Origin of the sequence: Gilliamella sp. B3892 (assembly GCF_026536305.1) — a bacterium.
GTDB lineage: Bacteria > Pseudomonadota > Gammaproteobacteria > Enterobacterales > Orbaceae > Gilliamella.
The window spans coordinates 93,754-106,520 of sequence record NZ_JAFNOK010000008.1; the positions used below are offsets into that span (position 1 = coordinate 93,754).

A 12,767-nucleotide genomic window follows, 5' to 3' on the forward strand; every position below is an offset into this window, starting at 1 on the left:
AAAAATAGGAAGTAAAAAATTGAAAAAATGTGATAGGTGTCATATTTTTAGTGAAATTTTGTTGCTTATTTCAAAAAAAAGCTGACAAAAAACCCGATACCGTTAACGGTATCGGGCTGATATTTGCAAAGATTATTGCGCAAGGAGTTTATTCATCGTTTGAATAAATTTACTTGGATCATTTAGTGAGCCTTTTTCGGCCAGTAGTGCTTGATCTAACAATAGTTCGATCCAATCATTAAACGCTGTTTCATCTTGCGTGTCGGCAATTCGTTTCACCAATTTATGATCAGGATTAATTTCAAACGTGTAGTTGATCTCAGGTGCTTTTTGGCCGGCTGAGGCAAGTAATTTTGCCATTTGAGTCGACATTTCATCAGCACTTGTGGTCACAATGGCTGGGGTATTGGTTAAGCGGTGGGTTAATTTCACCTCTTTAACTTTATTACCTAAAACGTTTTTAACCCGTTCAATAAATGGCGCTAACTCTTTTTCAACTTCTTTTTGATCTTCACTATTTTGATCAGCAAGTTTTTCGATAGATTCGTCTGATTTACTGATTGATTGGAATTGTTTTCCGTCAAACTCAGTTAAATTACTCATCATCCACTCATCAACACGATCAGAAAGCAGTAATACTTCAATGCCTTTTTTGTTGAATAATTCAAGATGAGGACTATTTTTTGCTGCGCCGTAGCTGTCAGCGGTAATATAGTAAATCTTGTCTTGACCTTCTTGCATGCGGCTGATGTAGTTCTCTAAACTGACTGTTTGCGCATCGCTGTCGTTATGGGTTGAGGCAAAACGTAATAATTTAGCAATTGCTTCACGGTTGGTGAAGTCTTCACCGGTACCTTCTTTTAACACTAAGCCAAATTCACCCCAGAATTTTTGATATTGTTCCTGGTCGTCTTTAGCTAATTTTTCTAGCATTTGTAATACACGTTTGGTACAGGCATTACGTAAACTTTGCGTAACTTTGTTATCTTGCAATATTTCACGTGATACGTTTAACGGTAGATCATTTGAATCAATTAAGCCTTTCACAAAACGTAAGTAATTAGGCATAAATTGTTCTGCATCATCCATAATGAAAACACGTTGCACATAAAGTTTTAATCCGTGTTTATTATCTCGATTCCACATGTCCCATGGTGCATTTGCCGGGATATAAAGTAAGCTGGTATATTCTTGTTTACCTTCTACACGGTTGTGGCTCCAACTTAGTGGATCGGCAAAATCGTGTGACAAGTGCTTATAAAACTCTTTATATTCATCATCGGTAATTTCTGATTTGCTACGTGTCCAAAGCGCTTGCGCTTTATTGACTTTTTCCCATTTTACTTCTTTGCTCTCTTCATCGGTCGTTTGAACTTCGACAGATAATGAGATGTGATCAGAATATTTACTGATAATTGAGCGTAAACGCCAATCTTCTAAAAACTCTTTTTCATCAGCTTTTAAATGTAAGGTGATCTCTGTACCACGAGTGTCTTTAGTGGTGTCCGATAGGGTATATTCGCCTTCACCGGTAGACTCCCACATCACTGCTTCATCAGCTTGTGCGGTTGCAGCGCGGGTTTTTACGGTCACTTTATCAGCCACAATAAAGGCGGAATAAAAACCAACCCCAAATTGACCGATTAATTGGCTGTCTTTGGCTTGATCACTGCCGATAGATTCTAAAAATGCTTTGGTGCCTGATTTGGCAATGGTACCTAGATTTTCGATGACTTCATCACGGGTCATCCCGATACCATTGTCAGAAATGGTTAAGGTGCCGGCCTCTTGATTTGTCCAAATTCGAACACCGAGATCAGCATCACCGGCATAAAGATTTGGGTTTTCCAGCGCTTTAAAACGTAGTTTGTCAGCCGCATCCGATGCATTAGATATTAATTCTCTTAAAAAAATCTCTTTATTGGAATATAAAGAGTGAATCATTAAATGGAGAATCTGTTTAACTTCGGATTGAAAGCCTCGTGTTTCTGTTCCTTGCTTACTCATTAACTAGTACCTCAATTAAAATTAATAGTCTCAAATAACAATTAGGCGAAAACTGATTGTGACAACAAAAAGACAACCATACTCGCCGTAAGCTATGTTAAATGATTAACATTGATATAATGATTTGATTTATTGTTGTATTGTTATATGGGAATAAAATGAATGTTTTCAATAGCGGTAAATCAATATTGTTAACTGGTTGATGTTTTTTTGTTAAATCGCCGGTATAAAAAAAGCCTTGTAAAGTACAAGGCTTTTAATATTGTATTTAGATTTGATTAATGTTGTAATCCAAAAACAAGAATAGCAACAATTGCGATAGGGATAACAATTGAGGTTAACACTCGCCAAATTTTAAACCAGAAATTATTTAAGTTTAACTCTTCTTGGATGCGTTTTTGTTTCATCATATAAGCACCAAAAATCACCGTACCTAAACCGGTAATAGGTAACATGATTTTACTGGTGAGGTAATCAAGTGAATCAAAAATATTTTTATCAAAGAATTTCACATCAGCCCATTTATTAAATGATAGGATACAAGCAATACCCAGCGCCCAAATCAGGATACTGATGACAATGGTTGCCGTTTTGCGTCCCATATGGGTTTTTTCTTCCAATAATTCGACCGTTGGTTCAAGTAGTGAAATCGAAGAGGTTAACGCCGCAAAGGTTAAAAAGATGAAGAATAAAATACCTAAAACGGTGCCGCCAATCATATTACCAAAGGCGATCGGTAGTGTAACGAAGATAAGACCTGGTCCAGCGGCAGGCTCTAAACCGTTGGCAAAAACCAATGGGAAGATGGCTATTCCGGATAATACCGCAACAACGACATCGAGTATCACCACTGTTCGGGCTGTTGATAATAAATCGACATCTTTACCAAGATAAGAACCATAGGCCATCATAATGCCCATACCTAGTGATAAGCTGAAAAATGCATGGCCTAAGGCCGCTAAAATTGCGGTGCCGTTTAAGGCCGACCAGTTAGGGGTAAACAGGAAGTCACACGCTTTATAAAATGCAGGACCACTAGCATAGATAGCATAACCCACGAGTACTAACAATAAAATACCTAAGCCTGGCATCATCAGTTTACAGCCACGTTCTAAGCCGGCACCAACGCCTAAGGCGACGATAAAGGCGGTCGCAAACATAAATACTGTATGCCATGTTAAAAGGCTACCGACATCAGCTTTGAAATTATCGAATATCAGCGCTGTTGTTTTGCCATTGACGCCTTCAAAAGTGCCTTTTGCTGCTAACACAATATAGTCAGTCGCCCAACCACCAATTACACTGTAGAATGATAAAATTAAAAATGAACCGAGAACGCCAATTATACCAACCCAACGCCAAGATTTTGAATGACCTTCAGAAACCGCAACATCTTCCATAGTATGGATTGGGTTTTTTTGCCCTCGACGACCGATGAGCCATTCTAAAACTAAAATAGGCATGCCAATAATAAACATGAAAAGTAAATAGGTGAGTACAAAAGCTGAACCACCCATTTGACCTGCCATATAGGGAAATTTCCAAATATTACCTAACCCCACCGCAGAGCCTGCCGCTGCAAGCATGAATCCCATGCGTGAGCTCCACTGTGAGTGACTTTTCTTCATAGTACCTGTACTCATGAATTTTCCTTTGATTCTTATTAAATAGTTTAATTTGCGTTTAGTTAAATTATGTATTAATTAAAACTTTTAATCATGCCATGAAATTAGGCTATTCACAAGAAATCATTATAGCGATGAATTTTAGTTGTTTAAAAATTTAGCTGAAATGTAACTCAATATTAAAATGTAGCAGATGGTCTATTGGAGCGTTTTGAGAATATTTAATAAACCGTAAAAGGTAAAAAAGAACCAGCATGGGCAAAAGAAAATGCTGATTCTGATTTTAAAAAAGAAAGTCAAAATGATGTTATAAATACCGAATACCACGTACATTTTACTCTTTTCAAGATTTTCATAACCGAGCGCTAAAAATGCATTGACTACCATTAAAACAAAGAATGGAAATGTCGCAATTGACATCAAAACAGCGTCCCCTAAAAATGGTATTTTCGCTATTTTCATTAACATACGTCGATCGGATTTTAGCGTGATAAACATTTTTCCAATTCCTTTTATTGATACCCGCTTTATCAATTATTGTTTATTTTTTAATGCTAAATTGTACACCATTTAACCTATAAGATTAAGAAGATTTTTTTGTCGATAAAACGATGTCAATGTTTGCGATTTTATTGATAATCAATCGTAGTTAGCATATAGTAAAATCCAGTTTTCAAACTTTATTAACGCCAAACATGTCACAAAATATCGATATAAACGAAATCAATAAATTTTCACAATTAGCCGCACAATGGTGGGATCCAAATGGGCAATGTAAACCGTTGCATATCATTAATCCATTACGTGTTGATTATTTACTGCAACAATGCCGGTCGCTCAATGGTAAAAAGGTATTAGATGTGGGGTGTGGTGGTGGCATCTTGTCGGAAAGCCTAGCTAAGTTGGGCGCACAAGTCACCGCTATCGATCTGGCTGATGAGTCTTTAAATGTTGCCAAAGTGCATGCTGAGCAAAATGGATTAACTATTGATTATTTAAAACAGACGGTTGAAGCGCATGCTGAGCACTACAGCGCAAGCTATGACATTATCACTTGTATGGAGATGCTTGAACATGTGCCCAATCCTGCATCAATTATCGATGCCTGCGCCAAATTACTTAAACCGCATGGCAAACTCTTTTTATCCACCATTAATCGTAACAATAAAGCTAAATTGCTGATGATTTATGGTGCTGAATATTTAGCCCGATTAGTGCCGAAAGGTACCCATGATTTTAATCGATTTATTCGTCCGTCTGAATTAATGCTTTGGGTAGAGCAGGCGGGATTAACGGTTAAAGATATCATTGGTATGGAGTACCATTTACTGAGCAACCAATTTAAGTTGGGATCGAATGTTGATGTAAATTACATCTTAATGGCGCAAAAATCAGAATAATATTAAAAGTGTGATCTAATTCTCATTTTAATGTTTTTTTCTAAAATTTTTCTTAATTTCCTCTATAATCGCCAAAGTTACCGATAACATGCGTTTTTAACTGTTCAATCACAATAGCGCAAGTTAAAAACGCATTAATGATATGCAAAAGGTTAATTAAACGGTTAAATATCGGTTAACTAAACGCTATCTTAATCATAACGCTGTTACCTGAAACATAGCATTGTTTTTTTAGAGGAATAAAATATGCCGTTAATTATTATTGCCATTGGAGTGGCACTATTACTTATTTTAATGCTCCCACTTCGCCTTAATGGTTTTATTGCATTAATTTTGGTTGCACTGAGTGTTGGTGTGCTCGAAGGGATGCCGGTAATGGAAGTGGTCAAATCCATAAAAAATGGCGTAGGGGGAACGTTAGGTAGCCTGGCGTTGATTATGGGATTTGGCGCCATGCTCGGTAAACTTTTGGCCGATTGTGGTGGTGCACAACGAATCGCAACCACGCTTATTGCAACCTTTGGCGACAAAAAGATTCAATGGGCGGTCACCCTTACTGGCTTTATCGTGGGCTTTGCGCTTTTTTACGAAGTCGGATTTGTCTTATTATTACCTTTAGTGTTAACCATTGCCGCTACGCTGCGCATTTCACCGCTTTATATTGGTATTCCAATGGCGGCTGCGTTATCGGTTACCCATGGATTTTTACCGCCACATCCGGGGCCAACGGCGATCGCTGAAATCTTCAAAGCCGACATGGGGCGCACCTTACTTTACGGCACAATTATTGGTATTCCAACGGTTATTTTAGCTGGCCCGATGTTGGCAAAATTGCCGTTTATTCGAGCCATTAATCATCCTATTGAAGAAGGGTTATACAATTCTCGTCAATTTACCGACGAGCAAATGCCGAGTTTTAGTGTCAGCGTGTTTACGGCATTAATTCCGGTGATATTAATGTCGATCCGGGCAGTTTGTGAAATGACGCTTGCTAAAGGAAACGTTATTTTACCTTATGTTGAGTTTTTTGGTGATCCGGTGATTGCCACACTGATATCGGTGTTAGTTGCGGTATTCACATTTGGTCTTTGGCGTGGACGCTCCATGGCTGAGATCAATACAACAATTGTCGATTCGATTAAAATTATTGCCATGATGCTGTTAATTATTGGCGGTGGCGGTGCTTTTAAACAAGTATTGGTCGATAGTGGTGTCAAAGTTTATATCGAGCAGATGATGCACTCATCGACTGTTTCACCGCTAATTATGGCATGGTTAATTGCGGCATTACTGCGTTTAGCGTTGGGATCGGCAACGGTTGCAGCGTTAACTGCTGGCGGGATTGTGTTTCCGTTAATTGCGACTAGTGGCGTCAGCCCTGAACTTATGGTAATTGCCACCGGCGCCGGTAGTGTGGTGTTTTCACATGTTAATGATCCGGGTTTTTGGCTGTTTAAAGAGTATTTTAATTTAAGCATTACCGAAACGATGAAGTCATGGTCTTTATTAGAAACGGTGATTTCGGTTTGCGGATTAGTTGGGTGTTTAATTATTGAGATGTTTATTTAATAATTTGAATTAACATCCTGAGCAATGCAGTTTTCTAGTCTGCAAGTTTCGGACGCTGTTGATTAGTCGATAATTTTAATACGGTGTCAGCGTCCGAATTAGGGGGATTTGGTGCGAAATCCCCCTAATGACCCCCTCGCAGCACCACCCAAAGCGGTCTTCGACTGCCCTCCGCCTTCGTTCGGTCTTAACGCACCGACGCTGATTTGTTCCAGACAAAGCAGCGCCTCGCCAAACATCCCTGTTTGGCGTGCTAACCTCGCTCAGTTGTCGGCGCTTTGTGAAGGTGCGGTCTGGGGCATTTGTTTGTTTTTGTGAAAGGTAATAGTAAGCCGTTCAAAAAAAGTAGTGGAGTTCAAAATACAAACTTTATAAACCCTTTTTTTTAGCTAAAAATAAAACCCTTAAAAATCAATATATTGTAAAAGCGTTAGAAAAAAGGGTTTTTAAACCTAAAATTGCTCTTTGTGTTTTTATCAACGATGTTTATAGTATGTGAGATTCTACTTCACGGCTGCATAAGCTGTTTAGAAACGCGGCATGTCTTGCAAAATCAAGCTGCCCCACTTCACGGCTGCATAAGCCGTTTAGAAATGCCCACGCTTTCTCCCACGCTGGAGCAACTCTTTTAAGCTGCATAAAAGGTTTAGGATATATATTTGAAAATATCTAAAACTTTTGTTTTTATACTTAAACGTAGGTGTTTTCTGAAACTTCTTGTCAATGATTTGTGTTTTTTTCTTTACCAATTATATATTCTGAAATTTCTTGACGAGATTTTTCTGATTTTATGCCTAAACATCTTGTTTACTCAATGCCTTATTGGTTTTTTATCGATGTGGTGATGCGTCTTTTTAATAGTGATTATTTGTTCTGTTTTTCGATAAATAGTTGCTTTATTCAGTTGAATGGTGATGAGTCAATCATTATTACTAAATTTTGCTAGTCTTTTAATGGAAAGATAGGTAGAATGCTTCGGCAATATTTTATCAACAATTCAACTCTATGGTGAATATTGTCATGTCTCGTATAGTAAAAGAAGCCCTCACGTTCGATGATGTTTTATTAGTTCCTGCTCATTCAACTGTTTTACCCAATACTGCTGATATCAGTACTGAGCTTACCCAAACCATTAGATTAAATATTCCGATGCTGTCAGCAGCGATGGATACGGTTACTGAATCTGATTTAGCCATTGCTTTAGCGCAAGAGGGTGGTATTGGTTTTATTCATAAAAATATGCCGATCGAGGCGCAAGCTAATCATGTTAGGCGAGTTAAAAAACATGAAAGCGGGATTGTGCAAGATCCGGTCTCAGTTCTTCCAACTGCAACCATTAAGCAAGTTATCGATCTGGCAAAAGAGTATGGTTTTGCCGGTTTTCCTGTAATTACGCAGTCGCAAGAGTTAGTCGGGATTATTACTGCTCGTGATGTGCGATTTGCTACCGATCTCTCTTTACCAGTAACCGCAGTTATGACGCCAAAAGAGCGTTTAGTTACGGTTAAAGAGGGTGAAAAACGTGAAATCGTGCTTAAAAAAATGCATGAACATCGGGTTGAAAAAGTACTGGTGGTGGATGATAAATTCCATTTGAAAGGTATGATCACGGTTAAAGACTATAATAAAGCTGAACAAAAACCAAATGCTTGTAAAGACGAGAAAGGTCGTTTACGTGTTGGCGCAGCGGTTGGTGCTGGTGCCGGTAATGAAGAGCGAATTGCGGCATTAGTCGAGGCTGGGGTTGATGTGTTGTTGATTGATTCCTCACACGGGCATTCAGAAGGGGTCTTAGAGCGTATCCGTCAAACTCGACAAGCTTACCCTGATTTACAAATTATCGGGGGCAATGTGGCAACTGCTGAAGGGGCTAAAGCATTAATTGAAGCTGGCGTAAGTGCGGTTAAAGTGGGTATTGGTCCCGGTTCAATTTGTACTACCCGTATCGTCACAGGTGTTGGGGTGCCTCAAATAAGTGCCATTATGGATGCGGTCGAAATGGCTCAAAAATATAATATTCCTGTGATTGCCGATGGCGGTATCCGTTTTTCCGGTGATATTGCAAAAGCCATTGCCGCCGGCGCATCGTGCGTTATGGTTGGCTCAATGTTTGCCGGCACTGAAGAAGCACCGGGCGAGATCGAACTATTTCAAGGTCGTGCTTATAAATCTTATCGGGGTATGGGATCACTTGGCGCAATGGCAAAAGGCTCATCTGACCGCTATTTCCAATCCGACAATGCAGCCGATAAATTAGTACCAGAAGGGATAGAAGGGCGCATTGCTTATAAAGGCATGTTAAAAGAGATCATACATCAACAAATGGGCGGCTTACGTTCTTGCATGGGCTTAACCGGTTGTGCAACGATAAAAGCCCTACGTACTCAATCAAAATTCTATCGCATCACAGGCGCTGGCATGAAAGAGAGCCATGTACATGATGTTCTCATCACCAAAGAGCCACCTAATTACCGTGCCGGTGCTTAATAAGCACACTTTAAACCACAAAAGCAAATCCAAATGGATTTGCTTTTTGTTAAAAAATTTCAGAAAATACCCGCGTTTTAGTAAAAAATCAGTTTTTAATCTTGTTAAATAGATCCCAACAGCATTCCCAAATACTAAAACACCTAACTTACTCAAAACTCTCCAAACAGAAGAATAATAGTTAAGTTAGTATTAACGAAAATCCTTGTCAAAAACTTTCAGATAATATAGGTGTTTAAGCAAAAAAACAAAGTATTGACAAGAAGTTTCAGAAAATATAGGTGTTTAAGTAAAAAACACAACCCAAACAAGGATGTTTGGCAAGGCGCTGCTTTGTCATGAACAAATCAGCGCCGGTGCGTTAAGACTGAACGAAGGCGGAGGGCGGTCGCTAAGACCGCTTTAGGCGGTGCTACTTAATCGCTTTAGCGACAATGTCCTGTGCTTCTTCCTGCAACGTTGCTAAGTGCTCATTACTGATAAAGCTTTCAGCATAAATTTTATAAGCATCTTCGGTGCCAGACGGGCGAGCGGCAAACCAGCCGTTTTCTGTCATTACTTTCAGTCCGCCAATCGGTGCATTGTTAGCTGGCGCAGTTGTTAAACATTGCGTGATTTTTTCACCCGCTAAGGTATCGGTGGTTAATTGGCTTGCATCAAGTTTAGATAACTTTTGTTTTTCGCTAAAGGTTGCCGGAGCTTGAATTCGACCGTAATAAGAGACACCAAATTTATCTTCCAGAGTTTGGTATTGCTCTTGTGGATTTTTACCAGTTTTTGCTGTCATTTCTGCTGCTAGTAAGCATAAAATAATACCGTCTTTATCGGTCGCCCAAACTTTACCGTTAGTGCGTAAAAATGATGCGCCTGCACTCTCTTCACCGGCAAAGCCTAATTGACCATTATACAGTCCGTCAGCATACCATTTAAAACCAACCGGATACTCTAAATAGGTTTTATGTAAGCTATTTGCCACCCGATCAATCATTGAGCTGGTGACTAAGGTTTTACCAATAGCGATATCTTTATGCCATTGCGGACGGTTTTGAAATAGATAATTCACACACGCTGAAAGGTAGGCATTTGGATTCATCAAGCCTTTTGGCGTAACAATGCCATGGCGATCGGAATCGGTATCATTACCAAAGGCGAGGTCAAATTGATCTTTTAACTTCAGTAAGCCAGCCATTGCCCAACGGCTTGAACAATCCATTCTGATGACTTCGTCATGATCAAGATGCATAAAGCTAAAGGTTGGATCGACTTTATCATTAACGATATCCAGATTGATGCCATATTTTTCAGCAATGCGTGGCCAGTAAGTGACGCTTGCGCCACCTAGCGGGTCAACACCAATACGTAGCGAAGAGGATTGAATTAATGACATATCAACGATATTTTCCAGATCATTAATATAATCGGTCTCGTACTCTTTGGTGTGAATATAATCTGAATTCAGCGCCTTTTCTAAGCTGACACGTTTGACGCCGTTTAATTGGCTTTTGAGTAATTCATTCGCTCGATTTTCGATCTGTTTGGTGATGTCGGTATCGGCTGGTCCACCATTGGTTGGATTATATTTTATTCCGCCGTCTTCCGGTGGATTGTGTGAAGGCGTAATGACAATACCGTCAGCAAGTTGCGCTGTTCGGCCTTGATTGTAAGTTAAAATTGCGTGTGAAATAACCGGCGTTGGGGTATAACCCCAATCACGAGCCATAACCACCGTTTGTTCGTTGGCAACAAATACTTCAAGTACACTTTTTAAAGCAAGTTCAGACAAAGCATGGCTATCTTGACCAATAAAGCAAGGCCCCGTGATATTATTGGCTTTGCGATATTCGGCAATCGCTTGGGCAACGGCTAAAATGTGGGCTTCGTTAAACGTCCCTTTATTAGAACTACCACGATGACCAGATGTTCCAAAAATAACTAATTGGCTAGCATCATCCGTATCCGGTTTGATCTGATAATAGTTATTTTTTAAAGTTTCAACATTAATAAGGTCAGAAGCTTCAGCTAGTAATCCCGCGCGGCTTTGCTTTGCCATTTTATACTCCTTTTTCATATATAGTATTTTTATATTTTGCTAAACCTGTCAAACAGTGAACGACTCGATAGAGTGCTTTTAGCCTTTCATTTTAGGGTAAAAAAACATTAATAACTTGATTAATCATGTTTTCTGATATGCCCATATCACTCATGATTGATTCAATAATATAAATTTTTCTAGCCGTATTGGTATTACTGATAACCCAATAAGGAGTACCGACGATTTCTCGTGGTTTGGTATTTTTTCCCGATGTTTCTAACGACTCTTTGTCTTTAGCCAAATATTGTCTTTTGCTGCCGTGTAAAGAGGTTGCTGCAATTGCAAAGAGTGCGGGGTTGTAGTTATAAAGCGCACCTAATAATAATAAAAAGCGACTAATAATTGATTTTTCGTTGGTAAACGTTTCACTAGTCAATAAATTATTGAATATAGGATAGTGATTATCTGAATTCGATAGTTGATTTTGTTTAGCCGGTGAGGTTTGATTGATATTCAATAAACGCCGTAAAATACTCGATGCATCTTCGCCAATATGTTTAGTTTGACCTGCAATAAATTGGTATAGTTCTTCGTCGATTTCGATAGTCTTCATTAGTTACATATGCCTATTAAATTAGTTAACCGGACAACTTTCTACTGGAAGGTTGTTCAGATCTAAATGGTTTGCTGGTTTATCATTTAAACAATCTGAGCTGGGTGGCTCAGCAATTGTTGCCTCTTTATTTGTCTGCTTTTCATTAACTTCGTGACAGGCGGTTATCATAACCGATAATACTATTTGAAAAAATAACCGTTTCATATACTTATTGTATGGTAGATAAACTATTAAACGAGTATAACTCAAGTTAGCCATAAATTGTATTGTCGAATGCTAAAATAATGAAAATCATGTTGTTGTTTTGATAAAACAATATTATCCTTATGATGTTATAAAAAAATAATCTCAATCTATATGAGGAATTCAATATGAAAAAGATCATCGCGCTAACTATTTTAGCTACAATAATTACAGGATGTAGCAATAGTGATATCTATTCTGGCGATGTTTACACAGCAGATCAAGCCAAACAAGTTCAACATGTCAGTTATGGTACAGTTGTTTCGGTAAGAGCGGTTAAAATTCAAGCAAATTCAAACGATAACAATCAAAATGTAATCGGTGCGCTTGGTGGTGCTGTGCTTGGTGGTGTTTTAGGTAATACTGTTGGTGGTGGTACAGGTCGTGTTTTAGCAACAGCAACCGGTGCTATCGGCGGTGCGGTAGTGGGTAATGCCATTGAAAATAAAGCAAATCAAGCAAATGCAGTTGAATTAGAGATTAGACCTAAAAATAGTGATTCCAATATTGTTATTATACAAAAAGGCTCGGTTAAAAATTTCTACGTCGGGCAACCTGTTCGTTTAGTTACAAACGGTAAACGTATTAGCGCCTCTCCGCGTTACGATTAATCTATTTTTAAACATCATGTAAAATAGCTTTCGCTCTTTTATCCTCGAGCGAAAGCTTCTCAGTCACACGCTATCCTATCTAATTGCTGTCAGCGTCCGAATTAGGGGGATTTAGTGCGAAATCCCCCTAATAACCCCCTCGCAGCACCACCCAAAGCGGTCTTCGACTGCCCTCCG

General features: G+C 39.0%; 11 protein-coding genes. 4 read left to right on the plus strand and 7 right to left on the minus strand.

The genetic code is table 11. The annotated features are described in order from the left end of the window. Nucleotides 1–132: 132 nt before the first annotated feature. From htpG to J3U74_RS09120, 3 genes are all read right to left on the minus strand, one after another. Complete coding sequence (gene htpG / locus J3U74_RS09110; protein WP_267329000.1) at nucleotides 133–2,007, minus strand: molecular chaperone HtpG; 1,875 nt, start codon at nucleotides 2,005–2,007, stop codon at nucleotides 133–135. Between the two features lie 278 nt (nucleotides 2,008–2,285). Continuing rightward, nucleotides 2,286–3,650, minus strand: coding sequence for a sodium-dependent transporter (locus J3U74_RS09115; protein WP_267329001.1), 1,365 nt, complete (start codon nucleotides 3,648–3,650; stop codon nucleotides 2,286–2,288). A gap of 180 nt (nucleotides 3,651–3,830) precedes the next feature. Beyond that, complete coding sequence (locus J3U74_RS09120; protein WP_267336313.1) at nucleotides 3,831–4,130, minus strand: hypothetical protein; 300 nt, start codon at nucleotides 4,128–4,130, stop codon at nucleotides 3,831–3,833. A gap of 197 nt (nucleotides 4,131–4,327) precedes the next feature. On the opposite strand from J3U74_RS09120, the gene ubiG reads away from it, so the two are divergent. Together ubiG and gntT are read left to right on the plus strand one after the other, a co-directional pair. Further along, nucleotides 4,328–5,032, plus strand: coding sequence for a bifunctional 2-polyprenyl-6-hydroxyphenol methylase/3-demethylubiquinol 3-O-methyltransferase UbiG (gene ubiG / locus J3U74_RS09125; RefSeq protein ID WP_267329002.1), 705 nt, complete (start codon nucleotides 4,328–4,330; stop codon nucleotides 5,030–5,032). Nucleotides 5,033–5,278: 246 nt separating this feature from the next. Further along, on the plus strand, nucleotides 5,279–6,601 hold the full coding sequence (gene gntT / locus J3U74_RS09130) for a gluconate transporter (RefSeq protein WP_267329003.1): 1,323 nt from the start codon (nucleotides 5,279–5,281) through the stop codon (nucleotides 6,599–6,601). A gap of 98 nt (nucleotides 6,602–6,699) precedes the next feature. Here the strand turns inward: gntT and J3U74_RS09135 are convergent, their stop codons facing one another. Continuing rightward, nucleotides 6,700–6,840 (minus strand): hypothetical protein, encoded by a 141-nt coding sequence (locus J3U74_RS09135; RefSeq protein ID WP_267346927.1) that lies wholly within the window; start codon nucleotides 6,838–6,840, stop codon nucleotides 6,700–6,702. A 781-nt stretch (nucleotides 6,841–7,621) separates the two neighbouring features. Here J3U74_RS09135 and guaB point away from each other — a divergent pair. Then, on the plus strand, nucleotides 7,622–9,088 hold the full coding sequence (gene guaB, locus J3U74_RS09140) for an IMP dehydrogenase (RefSeq protein ID WP_267329004.1): 1,467 nt from the start codon (nucleotides 7,622–7,624) through the stop codon (nucleotides 9,086–9,088). A 412-nt stretch (nucleotides 9,089–9,500) separates the two neighbouring features. Here guaB and pgm read toward each other — a convergent pair whose 3' ends face one another. The 3 genes from pgm to J3U74_RS09155 all read right to left on the minus strand — a co-directional run bounded on the left by pgm (nucleotide 9,501) and on the right by J3U74_RS09155 (nucleotide 11,940). Continuing rightward, nucleotides 9,501–11,138: a phosphoglucomutase (alpha-D-glucose-1,6-bisphosphate-dependent) gene (gene pgm / locus J3U74_RS09145; protein WP_267329005.1), complete on the minus strand. Its 1,638-nt coding sequence runs from the start codon at nucleotides 11,136–11,138 to the stop codon at nucleotides 9,501–9,503. A gap of 91 nt (nucleotides 11,139–11,229) precedes the next feature. After that, nucleotides 11,230–11,733: a hypothetical protein gene (locus J3U74_RS09150; RefSeq protein WP_220217564.1), complete on the minus strand. Its 504-nt coding sequence runs from the start codon at nucleotides 11,731–11,733 to the stop codon at nucleotides 11,230–11,232. A 21-nt stretch (nucleotides 11,734–11,754) separates the two neighbouring features. Then, nucleotides 11,755–11,940, minus strand: a complete 186-nt coding sequence (locus J3U74_RS09155) for a hypothetical protein (RefSeq protein WP_220217563.1) — start codon at nucleotides 11,938–11,940, stop codon at nucleotides 11,755–11,757. 167 nt (nucleotides 11,941–12,107) lie between these two features. On the opposite strand from J3U74_RS09155, the gene J3U74_RS09160 reads away from it, so the two are divergent. Next, entirely contained in the window at nucleotides 12,108–12,590 is a 483-nt protein-coding gene (locus J3U74_RS09160; protein WP_267329006.1) for a glycine zipper 2TM domain-containing protein, read from the plus strand. Nucleotides 12,591–12,767 lie beyond the last annotated feature (177 nt).

Bases quoted from the DNA above. Each gene is read 5' to 3' on its own strand.
- J3U74_RS09135 (WP_267346927.1), bottom strand. From the start codon at position 6,840: ATGTTTGGCGAGGCGCTGCTTTGTCTGGAACAAATCAGCGTCGGTGCG.
- J3U74_RS09155 (WP_220217563.1), bottom strand. From the start codon at position 11,940: ATGAAACGGTTATTTTTTCAAATAGTATTATCGGTTATGATAACCGCC.
- guaB (WP_267329004.1), top strand. From the start codon at position 7,622: ATGTCTCGTATAGTAAAAGAAGCCCTCACGTTCGATGATGTTTTATTA.
- htpG (WP_267329000.1), bottom strand. From the start codon at position 2,007: ATGAGTAAGCAAGGAACAGAAACACGAGGCTTTCAATCCGAAGTTAAA.
- J3U74_RS09115 (WP_267329001.1), bottom strand. From the start codon at position 3,650: ATGAGTACAGGTACTATGAAGAAAAGTCACTCACAGTGGAGCTCACGC.
- ubiG (WP_267329002.1), top strand. From the start codon at position 4,328: ATGTCACAAAATATCGATATAAACGAAATCAATAAATTTTCACAATTA.
- J3U74_RS09160 (WP_267329006.1), top strand. From the start codon at position 12,108: ATGAAAAAGATCATCGCGCTAACTATTTTAGCTACAATAATTACAGGA.
- J3U74_RS09120 (WP_267336313.1), bottom strand. From the start codon at position 4,130: ATGTTTATCACGCTAAAATCCGATCGACGTATGTTAATGAAAATAGCG.
- J3U74_RS09150 (WP_220217564.1), bottom strand. From the start codon at position 11,733: ATGAAGACTATCGAAATCGACGAAGAACTATACCAATTTATTGCAGGT.
- gntT (WP_267329003.1), top strand. From the start codon at position 5,279: ATGCCGTTAATTATTATTGCCATTGGAGTGGCACTATTACTTATTTTA.
- pgm (WP_267329005.1), bottom strand. From the start codon at position 11,138: ATGGCAAAGCAAAGCCGCGCGGGATTACTAGCTGAAGCTTCTGACCTT.